Genomic DNA, 19,323 nt, shown 5'->3' on the forward strand with positions numbered 1-19,323 from the left:
AACGACGACGATGATCTATCGCGATACGGTCAAACCCGAATGGGTCGACTACAACGGCCATCTGCGCGATGCGTTCTACATGCTGATCTACAGCCTCGCGACCGATGCGTTCATGGACCGCATCGGTCTCGACGACGCGGGCCGCCGCGCGAGGCAGCGCACGCTCTACACGCTCGAAGCGCACATCAGCTATCTGCGCGAAATCAAGGAAGGAGCGGCGGTGCGGGTCGTTGCACACGTGATTGCGCACGACAAAAAGCGCATCCATCTATACATGGAGATGTTCGAGGGCGATGCCGCCGAGCCGGTGTCGGCGTGCGAGCAGATGATGCTGCACATCGATTCGAGCGGCGCGCCGAAGTCCGCATCGTTCGATGAAGACATCGCCGCGCGCATCGCCGCCGAGCCGGCCATCGCGCTCACGGATGCACCTTACGCCGGACGCGTGATCGGTTTGCCCGCGCGCGCTTCCTCGACGGCGCCGGCCTGAGCGCGCCACGTTCTCAGCAACAGCGCGTTGGTCACCACGCTCACGCTGGAGAACGCCATCGCCGCGCCCGCGAACATCGGATCGAGCAAGCCGAATGCCGCGAGCGGAATGCCGATCAGGTTGTAGACGAACGCCCAGAAGAGGTTCTGCCGGATCTTGCGGTACGTGCGCCGCGAGATGTCGATTGCATCAGCGACGAGCGCCGGATCGCCGCGCATCAGCGTGAGGCCGGCCGCTTCGATCGCCACATCGGTACCGCTCGCCATCGCGATGCCGATGTCGGCGGCGGCGAGCGCGGGCGCGTCGTTGATGCCGTCGCCGGCCATCGCCACGATGCCGCCCGCCGACGCCTTCAGTTGCGCGACGACGCGCGCCTTGTCGTCGGGAAGCGTCTGTGCGAACACGAGATCCGATGGAATGCCCAACGCACGCGCGACGCTTCGCGCGCTGCCTTCGTTGTCGCCGGTGACGAGCGCGCTTTTCACGCCCATGCTCGCCAGGCGTTCGACGGCGGCACGCGCGGTCGGCTTCATCGTGTCGCCGAATGCCAGCAATGCAAGCACGGCGCCATCGAGATCGATGAGCCAGGAAATCGTGTTGCCCTGCGCCTCCAGTTCGCGCGCCCGCGCTTCGAGCGATGCCGGCACGCCCGCGCCCAGTTCCGCGACCCAGCGCGCGCTGCCGATCGCGACGCGCCGCGCCCCGACCTTCGCCTCCACGCCGCGCCCGGCCACCGCGCGCGCCGCACTCGCCTCGAAACGCGGCGCGTCGTTCGCGGCGGCCACGACGGCCTTCGCCAGTGGATGCTCGCTCATGCGCTGCACGGCGGCGGCGAGCCCGAGCGCTTCGGCCCGGTCCTGCCCGGGCGCGGCATCGAACGCGACGAGGCTCGGCCGGCCGACGGTCAGCGTGCCCGTCTTGTCGAACGCGACGATCCGGATCGCATGCGCCTGCTCGAGCGCCTGCGCGTCCTTGATGAGAATGCCCTGGCGCGCCGCGACGCCGGTGCCGGCCATGATCGCGGTTGGCGTCGCCAGGCCGAGCGCGCACGGGCAGGCGATCACGAGCACCGCGACCGCGTCGAGCAGCGCCGTTTCGGCGCCTGCGCCGTGCAGCAGCCAGCCGGCGAGCGTGACGAGCGCGATCGCCAGAATCGCCGGCACGAACACCGCCGATACGCGATCGACGAGCCGCTGAATCGGCGCCTTCTCCGCCTGCGCCGATTCGACGAGCCGGATGATGCGCGCGAGCGTCGTTTCCGCGCCGATCGCCGTGGTTTCGATCGCAATGACCCCTTCGCCGTTGATCGAGCCGCCGGTCGCACGGGCGCCCGGTTCCTTCGCGACGGGCAGGCTTTCGCCCGTGATCAGCGATTCGTCGATATGCGTGCGGCCCTCGCGCACGATGCCGTCGACCGGCACGCGCTCGCCCGGCCGCACGATGGCGATATCGCCGACGCGCACATCGGCGAGCGCGACGTCCCGTTCGCGCGCCGGATCGTCGCGGTCGCGCACGCGTGCCTTGTCCGGACGCAGCGCATTGAGCGCGCGGATCGCGTCGGTGGTCTGGCGCTTCGCGCGCGCTTCCAGCCACTTGCCGAAGCGCACCAGCGTGATGACGACCGCCGACGCCTCGAAGAACAGATGCTCCGTCATGCCGCCGTGCGCGAACATCTGATAGACGGACAAGCCCCAGGCCGCCGACGTCCCGAGCGCGACGAGCAGGTCCATGTTGCCCGCGAACGCCCGCACCGCGCGATAGCCGCCGACGTAGAAACGCGCGCCGAAGCCGAACTGCACGACGCTCGCGAGCACGAGTTGCAGCCACGGATTCAGCGCGAGCCCGAACATCGGCGCGAGGAGCGGCACGGTGAGCACGGCGGCGGCGAACACCGCGGCGAACTCGCGATCGAATGCGGCCGGCGCGGCGGCGGGCGCGGCTTCGGGCAGAATCGGCGCGGCTTCATAGCCGGCCTTCGCGATGGCGGCGACGAGCTGATCGTCCGTCACGGCGCCGTTCGCGTGCACGGTCGCCTTCTCGGTCGCGAGATTGACCGCGACGCTTTCGACGCCAGGCACGCGCTTGAGCACTTTCTCGACGCGCGCCACGCACGAGGCGCACGTCATGCCGCTCACGGCGAGTTGCGCGGTTCTCGGATTCTCGGATGATGCTGTGGACATAGTGAAACGCTCCGGTCTGGCTGGGATCGCGCAGATCCCTCACGACACGAGTATCGACCTTCCAATGATTGGAAGGTCAAGGACGCAATGGACGGCGTCGTGCGATCGTGCAATACATCGAAAATCATCGTATTCGAAGGACGAAACGCGCGACATTCAGTGCTTTTGACCGGCATCTGGTGCATTCTTCGACCTGCCGGAGCGCTTTTATACGCTTCATCTTGCCTATCGTCAGCGGTTAAGTTAAAACCCGAATTTCGAGATAATGCTCGTGGCGCGCCGCGCGGGGATTCGGGGCGGCATCGAGCCGCTTGCGAGCGTGCCGTGAATCGATCCCGAACCGGATCGCGCGAAGACCCAAATCGAAAGAAGAACCGGATTTACATTCGAATGAAGAACAACCGACGCTGGACGTTTCCGCTCAACACCGCAACCTGGATGAGCGTGAGTCTCGCCGGCATGGCGCTCCTGGCGGGCTGTGCGACAAAGCAGCCCGAGGTGAAGCCGACCAGCACGGGCTGGGTGAAAAATCAGGTCGCCGACGCCTATACGTTCGGATTTCCGCTCGTCGCCTCAGACATCGCCCGCGAGCGTGCCAGCGGCCGCACCGGGCAGCCCGGGCAGACGCCGCTCAACACGTTCCGTCACGCGATCGCGCTGCCGCCCGCAGGCGCGGCGGGCTGGCCGAGCGTCGATACGCTCGAATCGACCGCCTGGCTCGATGTCTTTGCCGATCCGGTGATCGTCTCGTTGCCCGCCGCGCCGCACGGCCGCTATCTCGACGCCCGCGCGTTCGACGCGTGGACCAACGCGCTCTATTCCAGCGCCGACACGACGCCGTATCCCAAGATGCAACTGATCGCGTTCGTGCCCGCGGGCTGGACCGGCACGCTGCCCGCCGTTGCGACGCGCGTCGAGACGCGCACGCGTTACGTGTGGCTTTCGGTGCGCGTGCGCGTGAACGGCCCGCGCGATGTGCGCGAGGCGCGCAAGCTGCAGACGTCGATGCGCATCGACACGCTGACGCCCGCGAAGGGCTCGGCCGCCGATCCGACGCCGGCGGTGGCCGGCGCGTGGCCCGCGAACGGCGCGCGCCAGCCCGCGGTGCCGCCGCTGCCCTCCGCACTGGCAACGGTAGCACCCGGCGCGCAGGCCGAAGCGCTCGACGCGAACGCGTTCTTCGCGCGCCTTGCCCGCTCGCTCGACGACAATCCCGCCGCCACCGACGATGCCCACGCGATGAGCCAGCTCGCCGAACTCGGCGTGAAGCCCGGCGAGCCGGTGCAGTTCAGGAAGACCGATGCGCCGCTCCTCGATTCCGGCCTCGCCGATGCGCGCGAGCGGCTCGCGACGGTGCCGCCGAACGCGATCACGAAGAACGGCTGGACCTGGTTCGGCGATGGCGTGGGCATCTACGGCACGGACTACACGCTGCGCGCCTATCTCGCACGCCGCCAGACTGCGACGAGCACGAAGGAAGGCGAAGTGAAGCCGGTGACGCGCGTGGACAGCGAAGGCCACGCGCTCGACGGCACGAAAGCGTACACGCTGCACTTCGCGCCCGATCAGTTGCCGCCGGTGCGCGGCTTCTGGACGATCACCGCGTATACGAAGGACGGCGCGCTCGCGAACGAGACGCTGCCGCGCCTGTCGCTCTCCGACCGCGACCGGCTCAAGAAGAATCGCGATGGTTCCGTCGACGTGATCGTGTCGGCGAAGTCGCCGGGACGCGCGCGCGACGCGAACTGGCTGCCCGCGCCCGAAGGCGAATTCCAGCTCGCGATGCGTCTCTATGCGCCCAAGGCGCAAGCGAGCGACGGCACATGGGCGCCGCCGCCCGTTCACCGGCAGTGAGTCAGACTCGCGAAAGCAATCAGACTGAAACATGAAGGCCGCGATTTTTTCGCGGCCTTCATGTTTTTGATACGCGGTTTGGGCAACGTTTGCGAGCCGCCTCGTCGTATACTCGAACATCATCTTTCCGGGACGGCGAAGCTCGGGCGGCGCTCATACGGGCGGCCTGTCGCCGCGCATCGAATGTCAAGCATCACCAGGTCTTCTCTTGCCTCCGCCGGTCAAACCCTGCGCGGAGTCGTTCATGCGCGGCGCACGCGGCGCATCTTCATCGGCTTGCTGATTGCGTTACTCGTCATCGGCGCGCTCGGGTTTTTCGTCGCGCCGCCGGTCATCCGGCATATCGCCGAGCAGCAGCTCGCGCAGCAGCTCGATCGCCCGGTCAGCATCAGGCGCATCTCGCTCAATCCCTACACGCTCGATTTCGAAGCCGATGGCGTGCATATCGGCGAATCGCCCGCGAATCTCGCGAAGACGCCGGGCGCCCCGGCCGATTTCGTCGATGTGTCGCGGCTCGTCGTGCGCACCTCGTGGTCGTCGGTGTTCAGGCTCGCGCCGGTCGTCAATGAACTGAAAATCGATTCGCCGCGCATCAACGTCGTGCGCTTCGACGGCGAGCATTTCAACTTCTCCGATCTGATCGCGAAGTTCTCGAAGCCCTCGCCGACGCCCTCGGACAAGCCCGCGCGCTTCTCGGTGTCGAACATCCGGCTCGAAAATGGCCAGATCACATTCGATGACAGGCTGCTGAAGGCGAAGCACGTGATAGACCGCTTCGCGCTCGGCATCCCGTTCATCGCGACGCTGCCGTCGGCCACGGACATTTTCGTGACGCCGCTGTTGCAGGCGCGTATCGACGGCTCGCCGCTCGTCGTGAAAGGGCGCACCAAGCCGTTCGCGCAGTCGCGCGAATCCGAGATCGCGCTCACGCTCGATGGCCTCGACGTGCCGCAGATGGCGTCATACGCGCCGGCCTCGGTGCCGGTCGCAGTGAAGAGCGGCAAGCTGTCGACGGATCTCAACGTGAACTTCGCGATCTCGGGCGACACGCCGACGATCCGCATTGCAGGCACCGCCGATCTCGCCGATCTCGCCGTCATCGACAAGGCGAACGCGCCGCTCGTCGCGGCCCGCGCGCTGCACGTGAAGATCGCGAACGCAGAGCCGCTGCGCGACATCTATCACTTCGACGAAGTGACGCTGTCGAACCCCGATGTGCATCTCGCGCGCGATCCGGCGGGACAGTTGAATGTGCAGAAACTGGCCGGTCCCGCGCCGGCGAAAGACGCGAAGGAAGCGCAAAAGGCCGCGCCTCCGCTCGATCTGACGATCCGTCATCTCGCGATCGACGGCGGCAGGATCGCCCTCGATGACCAGTTGCTCAAGACACGCGCGCAGGGTGCGCTCACCGGCCTCGCCGTCACGCTCGACGGTTTCTCGACGCTCGCGAAGACCCCCGCGAAATACACGCTCAAGACCGCATTCGACAAGGGCGGCGCGCTCGATGCCTCGGGCAACGTGACGCTCGCCGCGAAGACGGCGGACGTGAAGCTGGCGCTGAACGCGTTGGCGCTGCCGCCGCTGCAGCCGTATCTCGCGAACCTGATGGCCGCGCGGGTGACGAGCGGCACGCTCGGCGCGAACCTGCCGGTGTCGGTCGACTGGAGCAAGCCGGATGGCGGCGTGCAGGTCGGCGCGGGCAATGTGAAACTCGATGCGCTCGCGCTCGTGCCCAATGCGGGCGGCGGCGCGCCGATCAAGCTGGCGTCGGCGGTGGCGAAGATCGGCAAGGTCGATGTATCCGCGCGCAACGCATCGCTCGACAGCGTCCAACTGAGCGGTCTCGCGCTCGACGCGACGCGCCGCAAGGACGGCAGCATCGATCTCGCCGCGCTCGCGGGGCCGCACGAGGCCGCGCCCGAGCAGACCGCGACGCGCAAGATCCAGAAGGCGCAGGCGGCCGGCCCGGCGTGGCGCTATCAGATCGGCGAGATCACGCTCGCCGATGCATCGGCGAATATCACCGACGAATCCACGGCGCGGCCGGTCAAGCTGCGCGTCGCGCCGCTCGCGGTGAACGTGAAGCAGTTCAGCGACGATCTGACCAAACCGCTCGCCGTCGATGGCAAGCTCACGTTGAACGGCCGTGGCGCGCTCGCGATCGGCGGCAATGTCACGGTCACGCCGCTCAAGCTCGCGCTGCACGTGAAGGGCGATCAGGTCGATGCCTCCGCGTTCGAGCCGTATTTCGGCGACAGGCTGAACATCGAAGTGACGAGCGCCTATCTGAACGCGAACGGCGATGTCGCGATGTCGGGCAGCGGCAAGACGCTCGCGGCGTCGTATAAGGGCGATGTTTCGTTGTCGGATGTGCGCATGCTCGACAAGGCGACGTCCGACCGCTTCGCGGGCTGGAAGCTGCTCGGCCTGACCAACGCGAAGGTGAACTACAGCGAGCGCGGCACCGATATCGACGCGGCGCGCGTGACCTTCGCGAAGTTCTACGGCCGCGTGCTGCTCGACGCGCAGGGCAGGCTGAACCTGAAGAGCGTGGTGGCGGGTGAGGGCGGGCCGCAATCGGTGACGCGCGGCGGAGCGAAGGAGGAAGGCGCGTCTGCGCCGGCGGCGGCGAGCGCGCCCGCGACTGTGCCGGTGAAAACCGCGTCGGATTCCGGGCCGCCGGTCAACATGCACTTCGGCCAGCTGGTGCTGCAGGACGGCCGCGTGACCTATACCGACAACTTCATCAAGCCGAACTACACGGCGAATCTCGTTGCGATCAACGGCACGATCGGCGCATTCGGCACGCGTTCGACGACGCCCGCGCCCGTCGATGTATCGGCGAAGCTGGCGGCGAACGGGCCGGTATCGATCAAGGGGCAAATCAACCCGCTGATCGAGAAGCCGGCGCTCGATCTGACGGCGAGCGCGCACGGCGTCGAGCTGACGAACCTCACGCCGTATTCGTCCAAGTACGCGGGCTATCCGATCACGAAGGGCAAGCTCAACGTCGATCTGCACTACATGCTGGCCGACAACAAGCTCACGGCGAACAATCATCTCTTCATCGATCAGCTGACGTTCGGCGATCACATCGACAATCCGACGGCGACGAAGCTGCCGGTGAGGCTCGCGGTGTCGCTCTTGAAGAATTCGCGCGGCGAGATCGACGTCAACATTCCGATTTCCGGGTCGCTCGACAATCCGGAGTTTTCGATCGGCGGGCTCGTGTGGCAGGCGATCGTGAATCTCGTGCAGAAGGCGGTGACCGCGCCGTTCACGCTGCTCGCGCACGCGTTCGGCGGCGGCAGCGGCGAGGATCTCAACTACATCGAATTCGATGCGGGTTCGGCCGCGTTGAACGATGCCGCGCAGAAGAAGCTGGATACGATTGCCAAGGCGCTGGTGGACAAGCCGTCGGTGCGAATGGACGTGACGGGCCGTGTCGATCCGAATACGGACGAGCCGGCGTTGCGGGCCGCGTGGCTCGACGGCCAGGTCAAGCGCGCGAAGGTGCGCGACATGTCCGACAACGGCGAGACCGTGGACTGGAACGCGATCAAGATATCGGATGCCGACTACGACAAGTATCTGGCGAAGGTGTACAAGTCGGCGGAGTTCAAGAAGCCGACCAACTTCATCGGCATGACGAAGACGGTGTCCGATGCGGACATGAAAGCGGCCTTGACGAAGAATGCGCCGGTGGATGACGGGTCGCTGCGCGATCTGGCGCAGCGTCGCGCGCAGGCGGTGCAGGAGTACTTCGACGGGAAGATCGACAGCAAGCGGATTTTTGTCGTCGCGCCGAAGATGTCCGCGGACGATATCAAGGACAAGGGGGCGGGTTCGCGCGTGGAACTCGGTTTGAAGTGAGTCGCGTTAGCCGTCTGGACGATCTGCATGAACAAGGGAATGCAAACTAGCATGGGCGATACCGAAAATCCGAAGGAAAACGGGAATCTGCCGATGGGAACACCTTATGAAAAGGACGTGGTGGCGTGGGCCTATGAACAGGCCGCGCTGCTGCGTGCAGGGAAGCTTGCGTCCATCGATATCGAGCATATCGCTGAGGAAATCGAGGACGTCGGTAAGAGTGAACAAAGGGAATTCGCGAGCAGGATGGCGATCTTGCTGGCGCATTTGCTGAAGTGGCAGTTTCAGCCGGAGCGGCGAACCAATAGCTGGACGAACACCATCCTGACTCAGCGCGCCGCAATCGAGCGACGGCTCAGGAAAACGCCGAGTCTGAAGCCGATGCTCACCGAAGAGGACCGGATCGCCGATATGTGGGGCGATGCGCGCGAACAGGCGGCGAATGAAGCGCGTATCGGTTTCGCAGATTTCCCGGAAAGCTGTCCGTGGACGATGTCCTCGGTACTGGAGCAGGGGTTTTTGCCCGAGTAACACGCCACGCGAGCCACGCGAGCCGCGCGAGGCTCGCGCTACCTTCAATGCGCCCCCGAAGCCGCCCCGCCCCCGCCTCCCTTCGCCACCTTCGTAATCCAGATTAGCGGAATGATCAAAATGAAGATCACCGCCGAGATCAGAAAGATATCGTTGAGCCCCATCATCGCGGCTTGCGTGTTGACGGTGAAATTGAACATCCCGCGTGCTTGCGCTTCGCTGACATCGAGTGTCGATTGCGATAGCCCGAGCGACTGCAGAAACGCCGGGTTGTAGACATTCGCCTGCTCGGTGAGCCGCTCGTGATGCAGCGCGATGCGGTTATCCCACGCGTTGCCCGCGAGCGAGGTGCCCACCGCGCCGCAAAACACCCGCGCGAAATTCGACAGCCCCGCCGCCGCCGGAATCTTCGACGGCGGCAATCCCGAGAGCACGATCGCTGTGAGCGGCACGAAGAACATCGCCATGGGGATGCCTTGCAGGAGCGTCGGCAGCACGAGATGCCACGTGTCGATCTCGATCACGTACTTCGAGCGCAGCCAGAACACGAACGCGAAACCGATGAACGCCATCGTCGCGATGATGCGCGCGTCGCTGCGCGGCAAGACCTTGCCCATCACCGGCGCGAGGATCACGGCGAAGATGCCGAGCGGCGCGGTGACGAGCCCCGCATCGACGGATCGATAGTTCAGATACTGCTGCATCCATTGCGGCAGCAGCACGAGATTGCCGAAGAACACGCCGTACGCGACCGAAATCGCCACCGTCCCGCCGAAGAAGTTGCGCCCCGCGAAAAGACGCAGATCGACGACCGGATTCGGGTCGGTCAACTCCCACACGACGAAGAACGCAAACGCGATGGCCGCGACGATCGCGAGCACCACGATCAGCGGCGACGAGAACCAGTCGAGGTCGCGGCCCTTGTCGAGCATGATCTGCAGCGACGCCACCCACGAAACGAGCAGCAGCAGACCGATGACGTCGATCGGCGCTTTGCGCGTCGGCGATTCGCGATCGCGGTAGATGAGCCACGTGACGCCCGCCGCGAAGATGCCCACCGGAATGTTGATGTAGAAGATCCACGACCACGAATAGCTGTCGGTGATCCAGCCGCCGAGCGCGGGACCGGCGATCGGCCCGACGGTCGCGGTCATCGCCCAGAGCGAAAGCGCCATCGACGATTTCTCTTTCGGATACGAGCCGAGCAGGATCGCCTGCGACAGCGGAATCAGCGGCCCGGCGACCGCGCCCTGCAACACGCGCGCGAACAGCAGCACCGGCAGATTCGGCGCGAGGCCGCACAGCCACGACGACAGCACGAACATCAGGATTGCGCCGACGAAAAGGTGCACTTGCCCGAGCCGCTGTGTGAGCCAGCCGGTCAGCGGAATGGAGACGGCGTTCGATGCCGCGAACACGGTGATGACCCACGTGCCCTCGTTGACGGACACGCCGAGATTGCCGGAGATCGTCGGAATCGCGACATTGGCGATCGACGAATCCAGCACGTTCATGAAGGTCGCGAGCGCCACCGCGAAGGTGGCGAGGACGAGCTGGCCGCCTGCGAGCGGCGCAGGCGGCGCAGGTGGCGATGCGGCGGCGGAACGGGGCGTCGTCGGCGTGCTCATGCGGCTCCAATGCTCGGGGCCGCGATGGTCGCGCCGCGGCCGAGAAGGTCAAGCCGCCAGTGTGCCTGCGCTCAAAAAAAGCTGCTGAAGCCGCCGCCGTGTCACTTCGCTGAAATATCGATATTGCCGAGATACTTCTTCGCGTACTTGTCGATGGTCCCGTCCGCCCGAACCTTCTCGATCGCCGCGTTGAGTTTCGCCTTCAGCGCATCGTCGCCCTTGCGCACGCCGTAAGCGATGCCGCTGCCGAGAATCTTGTCGTCGCGCACCGGCGCACCGACGAACGCGAAGCCTTCGCCGTCCGGCTTCGACAGGAACCCGGTCTGTCCGGCGGGCGCGAGCACGAGCGTCGCGTCGAGACGGCCGGACTTCAGATCCGCATATACCTGGTTCTGATCCTGATACGGCACGACCTTCACGCCTTCGTTCTCCCAGTGCGCCTTCGCGAACGTCTCCTGAATGGAGCCTTGCAGCACGCCCACGCTCTTGCCCTTCAACGATGCCGACGTCGGCTCCAGACCGCTGCCTTTCTTCGCGATCAGTTGCGTCGGCACGCGATACACGACCGTCGTGAAGTCGATCGCCTGGCGGCGTTGGTCGGTCGCGTTCATCGCGGAGTTGATCGCGTCGAACTTGCGGCCCTGCAGCGCGGGAATCAGGCCGTCGAACGACGTCTCGACCCACTTGCACTGCATCTTCGCGGCGGCGCAGACCGCGTTGCCGACGTCGATGTCGAGCCCTTGCAGTTCGCCCGTCGACGATTTGGATTCGAACGGCGGGTATTGCGCCTCCAGTCCGAAGCGCAGCGTATCGGCGGCAAGCGCCGCACCGCTCGCGAACGTGCATGCGACGAACAGGGCGCTGGCGATGTGTTTGAGTTTCATCGTGTTGGTCTCCAGGGAAATCGTCAGATCGAACAAAGGCGGCGCGCGCCTTCGACGAGCGTGTCGTCGTCTTTCGCGAACGAAAGACGGATCAGGTGGTTGTCGGTGCCGTCGGTGTAGAACGCGGACAGCGGAATCGTCGCGACGCGCGCTTCCCGGATCAGGCGCAGCACGAAGTCGCTGTCGGACTCGTTCGAGATCGCGTCATACCGCGCCAGCATGAAGAAACTGCCCGCGCTCGGCAACAGTTCGAAGCGCGATTGCCTCAGCGATTCGGCGAGCAGGTCGCGCTTGTGCTGATAGAACGGCCCGAGATTCAGATAGCTCGCTTCGTCCGCGAGTGCTTCGGCGAAAGCCATTTGCATCGGCGTATCGGCGGAGAAGGTCATGAACTGGTGGATCTTGCGGATCTCGGCCGTCAACGGCGCCGGCGCGAGACAGTAGCCGACGCGCCAGCCCGTGACGTGATACGACTTGCCGAACGACGACACGATCACGCTGCGTTGCGCCAGCTCGGGATAGCGGGCCATGCCGTGATGCGGCGCGCCATCGAAGACGACGTGCTCGTAGACTTCATCCGACAGCACGACGATCTTCGTGTCGCGCGTGAGGGCGGTGAGCCGTTCGATGTCGGCGGATGTGAACGCGCTGCCGGTCGGATTGTGCGGCGTGTTGACGAGGATCATGCGCGTGCGCGGCGTGATCGCGGCGGCGACTTCGTCCCAGTCGATGTGGAAAGTCTCGGGCGAAAGCTTGATTGCGACGGGCGTGGCGCCCTGCAACTGCACGATCGGCGCATAGCTGTCGAAGGACGGCTCGAAATAGATGACCTCGTCGCCGGGATGCACGAGCGCGCTGATCGTCGCGTACAGGCCTTCGCTCGCGCTCGCGACCACCGTGATTTCCGTGTCCGGATCGTACTGCGCGCCATACAGCTTCTGCGTCTTCACGGCGATTGCCTCGCGCAGCGCGAAGACGCCGGACATCGGCGAATACTGGTTATGTCCTGCCCGCATGGCTCGCTCGACGCCTTCGATCAGCTTCGGATCGCACGCGAAGTTCGGCGCGCCCTGCGACAGGTTGAGCGCGTGATGCTCCTCGGCCAACTGGCCGATGACAGAGAAAATGGTCGTGCCGACTTTCGGCAGCTTCGATTCGGGAATGCAGGCGCTTTGCACGGCGAGTGTCTCCGGTATTGCGGTTCGGCGATGACTGCCGTCGATTCAACCGCAGCAATAAAGCGCGGACAATCGAAACTTTGTCATACTAGCCATGCTTGCAATTCATGGCTACATGTCAAAAACCCGATAGCTCCGATGAAACAGCTCCCCTCCCTCGACCTGCTCAAGACCTTTCTCGTGGTCGCGCAGAAGCTGAATTTCACGCGCGCCGCCGAGGTGCTGAACGTGACACAAGGCGCGGTCAGCCGCCAGATTGCGGGACTCGAGGCGCATCTCGGCTACGCGCTTTTCACGCGGCAGGCGCGCGGGCTCGCGTTGACGCAGCACGGCGCGCTGCTCGTCGCGCCCTTGCAACAGGCGTTCGCGCATATCGACGATGCGCTCGCGAAAGGCGGCGCGCAATCCGGCATTCTGCGCGTGAAGTGCCCGACCTGCGCGATGCGCTGGGTGCTCCCGCGCGTCATCCGCTTGCAGAATGAGCGCCCGGAGCTGGTGGTGGAGGTGACGGCGTCGGTGTCGCACGGCGTCGAGTTCGGCGCGGAGGCGTTCGATGCGGCGATCGTGTTCGGCGCCGCGCCGTCGCTCAGAGGCGTGGTGTCGCATCATCTTTTCGATGAAGTGCTGACGCCCGTCTGCGCGCCCGAATTGTGGAAGCCGAAAAAGCACGCCGCGCCCGCGCCCGACGATCTCGCCGGCAAGACGCTTCTGCATCCCACGCGAGACCGCCGCGACTGGCTTCTGTGGCTCGGCGCCTACGGCTATGCGGGCCTGCCGTCGACGAAAGCGCAGCATTTCGACACGCTCGATCTGGCGATGTCGTCGGCGATGCAGGGTCTGGGCGTGACGATCGGCGATGTCTCGCTGATCGAGGAAGATTTGCGCGCGAAGCGCGTGATCGCGCCGTTCCCGCTGTGCGTGACGAGCGGCGCGGCGTATTACCTCGCGTATCCGGAGCGGCCCGCGCCGTCGCCCGCATTGCAGCAATTCGCGCAATGGCTGGGCGACGAGGCGGCGAAAACGCGCGCGGGACTTCAGGCGCGGACGCACGCGGCGCCGGCCTGAAGCATCGTTACATGCCGTGCTTGGTGACGACCGACGCCCACTGTCCGTTCTTCACCTGATACAGCGTCGACGATGCGTTCTTCAGCGCGCCGTTGCTGTCGAACGCGATCGGCCCGGTGATGCCCTGGAACGTGTTCGTTTTCAGCACGGGCCGGTACACGTTCGGATCGATGGAATTGGCCTTCTGCATCGCGTTGATCGCGGCCCATGCGGCGTCGTAGCCAAACGGCGCATACGAGAGAATCGCGACGCCGAAGCGCTTCTGGAACTTGTCGCTGAACGCCTTGCCTTCGGGCAGCTTGTCGAGCGGGCTGCCGTATTCCCACGCCTGCGCGCCCTCGGCGGCATCGCCCGCGAGCTTGAGGAAATCGGCGTCCATCACGCCGCCGCCGCCGACGAACTGCGCGTTCATGCCGAGCTGCTTCATCCGCTTGACGACTGCCGCCGCCTGGCGGTCGAGGCCGCCGAAGAAGATCAGATCGGCGTTGGCGGCCTTGATGCGCGTGAGCTGCGCGCTGAAATCGACGGTCTGATTGTCGCTGTACTCGCGCGTGACGATCGTGCCGCCTTTCGCCTTCACTGCCTTCTCGAACTCGTCGGCTTCGCCCTGACCGAAGGCCGTGCGATCGTCGATGATCGCAATGCGCTTCGCCTTCGTCGTCGTCACTGCATACGCGCCGGCGTTGCCCGCGTTTTGCGCGTCGCTCGAAATCACGGTGAACATGTTCTCCAGGCCGCGTGTCGTGATGGTCGGATTGGTCGCGGCGGGGTCGATCGTCGGGATGCCGGCGCTGTTGTAGATCGGCGAGGCGGGCAGCGTCGTGCCCGAATTGAAGTGCCCGACGACGACTACCACGCCATCATCGACGAGCTTCTGCGCCGCCTGAACGCCGACGCGCGGGTCGGCCTGGTCGTCTTCCGCGCGGATCTCGAACTTCGCCGTCTTGCCGCCGATCATGATCTTCTTCGCGTTGGCTTCGTCGAGCGCGAGCTGCACGCCGTTCTGGAGGTCTTTCCCGTAACCCGCGTTCGCGCCGGTCAGCGGCGCGGCAAAACCCACTTTCACCGGCAGTTCGTCGGCGCTCGCGGCGAAGGGCGCGGCGGCGAAGGTGGCCGCGGCGCATGCCACGAGCCATGCCAAAGGTTTGGTACGGATGCGCATGGTTTTCCTCTCCCTTTTGATTTGGCAATCGAATGGAACACGACCGGTCCAGTGCCGGCAAGACGGACTTGCCCTCGACGGCCGGCAATCCGGCGATGAAAGCAGCCGCTTCGCGCGCGGCCCGGCACAGGCAGCGGACATGCGCAATGTAGAAAGCCAATTTCGCCGCGTCTTGGTGTTAAGTCGCGCGTCCGATGCGGATTTCGGCACAGGCCCGATGTGCCGCGATCGCAAGCCGGGGGCGGCTCGGCGCGTTTCGGCACCGCGCGGCGAACGACGATTCCCGACCATCGCCGGGCGGCGCCTATCGCAACGATCGATATTCCCTTGCTTGACAAAGTGCATATGCACTCATATCCTGCTCGACATGACTTCCCACTCTTCTCCTCTCGACTGCAACTGTTTCGCTATCCGCCAGGCGGCGCGTTATGTGTCGCAGATGTACGAGCGGCACCTGAACGTGGTCGGCATCACGGCGGCGCAGTTCACGATTCTCGCGGCGATCGGGCGCAGGCCCGGCGTGCAGATGGCCGAGCTCGCCGAGTCGATGGTGATGGACCGCACCACGCTCGTGCGCGCGCTCAAGCCCTTGCAGCGCGACGGCCTCGTCGAAGCGGCGCAGGAATCCGCCAGCTCGCGCGCGGTCGGTCTGCGGCTGACGGCATCCGGCAAGGACACGCTCGTCAAGGCATCGGCGCAATGGCGTGTCGCGCAGGCGGAATTCGAAGCGAAGTTCGGCGAAAAGCGCGCGAAGGCATTGCGTCAATCGCTGTTCGAACTGACGACGATGGAGTGAGCGGCATCGACCAGGCTCGCCGGGCGCGGGCCTTTTTCGTATCGTATTAGTGCATATGCACAGTTTGATGGAGCACATCATGCAGATCAAAGGAAAAGTCGTTCTCGTCACCGGCGCCAATCGCGGCCTCGGCAAGCAATTCGCAAAGTCGCTGCTCGAAGCGGGCGCGGCGAAGGTCTACGCCGCCGCTCGCGATCCGAAGAGCGTCGATATTCCCGGCGTCGAAGCGATCCGCCTCGACGTGACCAACGCGGCCGACATCGCCGAAGCGGCCGCGACTTATAGCGACGTGCAGGTGATCGTCAACAACGCGGGCGCGACGACGCGCGGCCTGCTCGTCGATCCGGCATCGACGCAAGGCATCCGCGATCTGCTCGAGATCAACACGTTCGGCCCGATCGCGCTCACGCAGGCGTTCGCGCCCGTTCTGAAGAGGAACGGCGGCGGCGCGGTCGTCAACATTCTGTCGGTGCTGAGCTGGGTTTCGTTGCCGGCGGGCGGCGCGTATCACATTTCGAAGGCGGCGGCGTGGGCGGCCACCAACGCATTGCGCGAGGAATTGCGCGAGCAGGGCACGCTCGTCGTGGCGGCGCATCCCGGCTACATCGACACCGACATGACGGCGCAGGTCACCGCGCCGAAGTCGACGCCGGCGCATGTGGTGAACGAAGTGCTCGCCGCGCTGGAAAAGAACCAGGAAGAAGTGCTCGTCGATGACACCGGGCGCGACGTCAAGCGTTCGCTCTCCACCGACACGCCGATCTATCTCACCGGCATCCCACGCTAAGCGAGGCACCGCCATGTTTGCGCAAGACATCGTTTTGTCTCATCCGGTGCGCACGGCGATCGGCGCGTTCAACGGCGCGCTCAAGGACACGCCCGCCGTCGATCTCGGCGCGGCGGCGATCGCGGAAACGCTGCGGCGGGCGGGCAGCGCGCTCGATCCCGCGTCGATCGACTCGGTCGTGTTCGGCAACGTGATCCAGGCGGGCAACCGCATGAATCCGGCGCGGCAGGCGTCGGTCGGCGGCGGCGTGCCCGTCTCCGTGCCCGCGCTGAGCGTCAATCGCGTGTGCGGCTCGGGCGCGCAAGCCATTGCGACAGCCGCGACCGAGATCGCGGCGGGCATCGCCAGGCTCGCGGTCGCGGGCGGCATGGAGAACATGGATCGCGCGCCGTATCTGCTCGACGGCGGGCGCCGCGGCTATCGCATGGGTAACGCGCAGATCTACGACAGCATGCTGCGCGACGGCCTCGTCGATGCGTTTTCCGGCGAGCATTCGGGCTGGCACACCGAAGACCTCGTGACGAAGCTGGATATCACGCGTGAAGCGCAGGACCGCTGGGCCGAGCGTTCGCAACAGTTGTTCGCGGCCGCGCAGCAGGACGGCGCGTTCGATGCGGAAATCGTCGGCGTCGATGTGAAGGCGGGCCGGGAAACCGTCACGTTCGCGCGCGACGAGCAGCCGCGCCCCGACACGAGTCTCGCGACGCTCGCCAGACTGCGCCCGGCGTTTCGTCCCGACGGCACGATCACGGCGGGCAATGCGCCGGGGCTGAACAGCGGCGCGTCGGCGATGATCGTGACGAGCCGCAAGGAAGCCGATGCGCGCGGTATCGAACCGTTCGTGCGGCTCGCGGCGTTCGGCGTGGCGGCGGTCGAACCGGGCATGTTCGGGCTCGGGCCGGTGCCTGCGGTGCAGCAGGCGTTGCAGCGCGCGGGATGGAACCTCGCCGATGTGGAGCGCTTCGAGATCAACGAAGCCTTCGCGGCGGTGCCGATCGCCGTGGCGAGGACGCTCGGCGTGCCGGACGATATCGTCAACGTGGAGGGCGGCGCGATTGCGCACGGGCATCCGATCGGCGCGACCGGCGCGGTGCTCACGACGCGTCTCGCGCACGCAATGCGCCGTGACGGCGTGAAGCGCGCGATCGTCACGTTGTGCATCGGCGGCGGGCAGGGCATTGCGCTCGCGCTGGAGCGCCTGATCTGAGCGTCGTGACGTGAGCGGGGCCGGCACGATCGGGGCCGGCTCTCGCTCATTTCCTGACCGCTTTCTGCATCTCGTCGAACCCCGCCGCGGCTGCCTTCACGTCCGGCGGGAAATCCTCCATCTCCTGTACCTGCCGCACTTCGATCATCTCGTTCTCCGATCCGGGACAACGCTTGGCCCATTCGATCGCTTCCTCGCGCGACTTCACCTGGATCATCCAGTAGCCGCCGAGCACTTCTTTCGCCTCGGCGAACGGTCCGTCGGTGACGCGCGGCTTGCCGCCTTCGAACGTGACGCGCGCGCCCATCGACGGCGGATGCAGTCCGTCGAGCGCGAGCAGCACGCCGGCCTTCTGCAATTCCTCGTTGTACTTCATCATGGCGGCGACGGCTTCCGCACTCGGCATCGCGCCCGGCTCCGCGCTTTCGTAGCCGCGCGGGATCATCAGCATCATGAATCGCATGTGGATTGCTCCTTCAAAAGAGTGTATTGGTGTCGAGCGTGATCGGCCCGCTCACACCTTACGACGCGCAACCCTGCAAGGGATCGACACATGCCCGTGGATTTCTGTCTTAAGCGTTTGTCCCTAGTCGATTGCTGTTGCCATTGCGCTCGTACGATCAAATAATGTAATCCATTACATCTCGATCGCCGCGAGCGACGCCGCAATGTCAGATACGGTTCGTCCACGTGAGGAAGTATCGATTGCCGACGTCGCCGAGCGCGCGGGCGTGTCGGTGGCCACCGTTTCGCGCGTGCTTAACGGCCACACGAACGTTCGCGAGGCGACGCGAGAAAAAGTCCGCGAAGCGGTCGCGCTGAGCGGCTATCGCATCAACGAGCTCGCGCGCAATCTGCGCACGGCGGAAAGCCGCCTGCTGCTCACGATGGTCCCCGACTTCGGCAACCCGTTCTATGCGGCGATCGTGCGCGGCATCGACAGCGTCGCGCGCCAGAACGGCTACTTCATGCTGCTGTGCGACACCGGTGCGGACCCGCTACGCGAGCGCAGCTATTTCGATCTTCTGCGCGGACGCCGCGCCGATGGCGCGATCTGCCTCGATCCTGCCGCCGTGCAAAAGGCGCTCGCCGAAGAAGCGTCGGCGCTGCCGTGGGTCGCGTGCTGCGAGTTCGATCCGGCGGCGGGCGTGCCGTATGTCGGCATCGACAATCATCTCGCGGCAGGCGACGTCGTGCGCTATCTGACGGCCAAGGGTCATCGGCGCATCGCGCTCATCAACTCGGGACAGGGCTATCTGTACGGGCGTCAACGCCTCGCGGGTTATCGCGACGCGCTGAAGGACGCGGGCATCGAGCCGCGTGCGGAGTGGCTGATCGAGCTCGACAGTCTCGACTACGACGCCGGCGAACGCGCGGCCGTGCAACTGGCTTCACTCGGCGATGCAAGGCCGACCGCCGCCTTCGCCGTCTCCGATACGCTCGCCATCGGCGTGATGAACGGCTTTCGCGGCGTGGGGCTCGCGGTGCCGGACGATGTCGCGGTCGTGGGCTTCGACGATATCGCCGTCGCCGCGCATGTCTATCCGCCCCTGACGACCGTGTCGCAACCGATGCAACTGCTCGGCGAAACCGCCGCTGAACTCTTGCTCAAGCGCCTGCGCGATCCGCGCGCCGAAGTGCCGGGCGTGCTGCTGCCGCATCGGCTGATTCAAAGAAGGAGCGCGTGA

The 19,323-nt window shown here is 65.6% G+C and carries 15 protein-coding genes; 9 read left to right on the top strand and 6 right to left on the bottom strand.

Translation table 11 applies throughout. The annotated features are described in order from the left end of the window. The first annotated feature begins 10 nt into the window (after positions 1-10). On the top strand, positions 11-490 hold the full coding sequence (locus NCR38_RS13950) for a thioesterase family protein (protein WP_061120815.1): 480 nt from the start codon (positions 11-13) through the stop codon (positions 488-490). Here NCR38_RS13950 and NCR38_RS13955 read toward each other — a convergent pair. Next, positions 433-2,670, bottom strand: a complete 2,238-nt coding sequence (locus NCR38_RS13955) for a cation-translocating P-type ATPase (protein WP_086961472.1) — start codon at positions 2,668-2,670, stop codon at positions 433-435. The genes NCR38_RS13950 and NCR38_RS13955 overlap by 58 nt on opposite strands. A 390-nt stretch (positions 2,671-3,060) precedes the next feature. Between NCR38_RS13955 and NCR38_RS13960 the strand changes: the two genes are divergently transcribed. From NCR38_RS13960 to NCR38_RS13970, 3 genes are all read left to right on the top strand, one after another. Then, the gene (locus NCR38_RS13960) at positions 3,061-4,524 is read left to right on the top strand and encodes a DUF1254 domain-containing protein (protein ID WP_061120816.1); all 1,464 of its coding nucleotides are present in this window, start codon (positions 3,061-3,063) and stop codon (positions 4,522-4,524) included. A 183-nt stretch (positions 4,525-4,707) separates the two neighbouring features. Continuing rightward, positions 4,708-8,397, top strand: a complete 3,690-nt coding sequence (locus NCR38_RS13965) for a DUF748 domain-containing protein (RefSeq protein WP_250477264.1) — start codon at positions 4,708-4,710, stop codon at positions 8,395-8,397. Positions 8,398-8,490: 93 nt separating this feature from the next. After that, on the top strand, positions 8,491-8,928 hold the full coding sequence (locus tag NCR38_RS13970) for a DUF29 domain-containing protein (RefSeq protein WP_061120857.1): 438 nt from the start codon (positions 8,491-8,493) through the stop codon (positions 8,926-8,928). 44 nt (positions 8,929-8,972) lie between these two features. On the opposite strand, the gene NCR38_RS13975 is transcribed toward NCR38_RS13970, so the two are convergent. The 3 genes from NCR38_RS13975 to NCR38_RS13985 form a co-directional block, all read right to left on the bottom strand. Next, positions 8,973-10,556: a DHA2 family efflux MFS transporter permease subunit gene (locus tag NCR38_RS13975; RefSeq protein WP_061120818.1), complete on the bottom strand. Its 1,584-nt coding sequence runs from the start codon at positions 10,554-10,556 to the stop codon at positions 8,973-8,975. A gap of 101 nt (positions 10,557-10,657) precedes the next feature. Continuing rightward, entirely contained in the window at positions 10,658-11,440 is a 783-nt protein-coding gene (locus tag NCR38_RS13980) for an ABC transporter substrate-binding protein (protein WP_061120858.1), read from the bottom strand. Positions 11,441-11,463: 23 nt separating this feature from the next. After that, positions 11,464-12,618 carry a methionine aminotransferase gene (locus NCR38_RS13985; RefSeq protein WP_061120819.1) on the bottom strand — a complete coding sequence of 385 codons (1,155 nt, stop codon included), beginning with the start codon at positions 12,616-12,618 and terminating at the stop codon, positions 11,464-11,466. Positions 12,619-12,756: 138 nt separating this feature from the next. Between NCR38_RS13985 and NCR38_RS13990 the strand changes: the two genes are divergently transcribed. After that, complete coding sequence (locus NCR38_RS13990; protein WP_061120820.1) at positions 12,757-13,683, top strand: LysR substrate-binding domain-containing protein; 927 nt, start codon at positions 12,757-12,759, stop codon at positions 13,681-13,683. Between the two features lie 7 nt (positions 13,684-13,690). Here the strand turns inward: NCR38_RS13990 and NCR38_RS13995 are convergent, their stop codons facing one another. Further along, a complete protein-coding gene (locus tag NCR38_RS13995; protein ID WP_061120821.1) occupies positions 13,691-14,845 on the bottom strand; it encodes a branched-chain amino acid ABC transporter substrate-binding protein in 1,155 nt (384 codons plus the stop codon). 367 nt (positions 14,846-15,212) lie between these two features. Between NCR38_RS13995 and NCR38_RS14000 the strand changes: the two genes are divergently transcribed. From NCR38_RS14000 to NCR38_RS14010, 3 genes are all read left to right on the top strand, one after another. Continuing rightward, positions 15,213-15,641, top strand: a complete 429-nt coding sequence (locus NCR38_RS14000; protein ID WP_061120822.1) for a MarR family winged helix-turn-helix transcriptional regulator — start codon at positions 15,213-15,215, stop codon at positions 15,639-15,641. Between the two features lie 79 nt (positions 15,642-15,720). Next, positions 15,721-16,428, top strand: coding sequence for an SDR family oxidoreductase (locus NCR38_RS14005; protein ID WP_061120859.1), 708 nt, complete (start codon positions 15,721-15,723; stop codon positions 16,426-16,428). Between the two features lie 13 nt (positions 16,429-16,441). Beyond that, positions 16,442-17,635, top strand: coding sequence for a thiolase family protein (locus tag NCR38_RS14010; RefSeq protein ID WP_061120823.1), 1,194 nt, complete (start codon positions 16,442-16,444; stop codon positions 17,633-17,635). Positions 17,636-17,681: 46 nt separating this feature from the next. Here NCR38_RS14010 and NCR38_RS14015 read toward each other — a convergent pair whose 3' ends face one another. Continuing rightward, on the bottom strand, positions 17,682-18,098 hold the full coding sequence (locus NCR38_RS14015; protein WP_061120824.1) for a YciI family protein: 417 nt from the start codon (positions 18,096-18,098) through the stop codon (positions 17,682-17,684). 205 nt (positions 18,099-18,303) lie between these two features. Here NCR38_RS14015 and NCR38_RS14020 point away from each other — a divergent pair, with 205 nt between their 5' ends. After that, complete coding sequence (locus NCR38_RS14020; protein ID WP_061120825.1) at positions 18,304-19,323, top strand: LacI family DNA-binding transcriptional regulator; 1,020 nt, start codon at positions 18,304-18,306, stop codon at positions 19,321-19,323.

It is taken from the genome of Caballeronia sp. INML1, assembly GCF_023631085.1.
GTDB lineage: Bacteria > Pseudomonadota > Gammaproteobacteria > Burkholderiales > Burkholderiaceae > Caballeronia > Caballeronia turbans.

What these genes read in the sequence shown, in the direction of transcription:
- NCR38_RS14015 (WP_061120824.1), bottom strand. Translation starts at nt 18,098, where the DNA reads ATGCGATTCATGATGCTGATGATCCCGCGCGGCTACGAAAGCGCGGAG.
- NCR38_RS13965 (WP_250477264.1), top strand. Translation starts at nt 4,708, where the DNA reads ATGTCAAGCATCACCAGGTCTTCTCTTGCCTCCGCCGGTCAAACCCTG.
- NCR38_RS13975 (WP_061120818.1), bottom strand. Translation starts at nt 10,556, where the DNA reads ATGAGCACGCCGACGACGCCCCGTTCCGCCGCCGCATCGCCACCTGCG.
- NCR38_RS13990 (WP_061120820.1), top strand. Translation starts at nt 12,757, where the DNA reads ATGAAACAGCTCCCCTCCCTCGACCTGCTCAAGACCTTTCTCGTGGTC.
- NCR38_RS13995 (WP_061120821.1), bottom strand. Translation starts at nt 14,845, where the DNA reads ATGCGCATCCGTACCAAACCTTTGGCATGGCTCGTGGCATGCGCCGCG.
- NCR38_RS13970 (WP_061120857.1), top strand. Translation starts at nt 8,491, where the DNA reads ATGGGAACACCTTATGAAAAGGACGTGGTGGCGTGGGCCTATGAACAG.
- NCR38_RS14000 (WP_061120822.1), top strand. Translation starts at nt 15,213, where the DNA reads ATGACTTCCCACTCTTCTCCTCTCGACTGCAACTGTTTCGCTATCCGC.
- NCR38_RS13950 (WP_061120815.1), top strand. Translation starts at nt 11, where the DNA reads ATGATCTATCGCGATACGGTCAAACCCGAATGGGTCGACTACAACGGC.
- NCR38_RS13980 (WP_061120858.1), bottom strand. Translation starts at nt 11,440, where the DNA reads ATGAAACTCAAACACATCGCCAGCGCCCTGTTCGTCGCATGCACGTTC.
- NCR38_RS14005 (WP_061120859.1), top strand. Translation starts at nt 15,721, where the DNA reads ATGCAGATCAAAGGAAAAGTCGTTCTCGTCACCGGCGCCAATCGCGGC.
- NCR38_RS13960 (WP_061120816.1), top strand. Translation starts at nt 3,061, where the DNA reads ATGAAGAACAACCGACGCTGGACGTTTCCGCTCAACACCGCAACCTGG.
- NCR38_RS14010 (WP_061120823.1), top strand. Translation starts at nt 16,442, where the DNA reads ATGTTTGCGCAAGACATCGTTTTGTCTCATCCGGTGCGCACGGCGATC.
- NCR38_RS14020 (WP_061120825.1), top strand. Translation starts at nt 18,304, where the DNA reads ATGTCAGATACGGTTCGTCCACGTGAGGAAGTATCGATTGCCGACGTC.
- NCR38_RS13955 (WP_086961472.1), bottom strand. Translation starts at nt 2,670, where the DNA reads ATGTCCACAGCATCATCCGAGAATCCGAGAACCGCGCAACTCGCCGTG.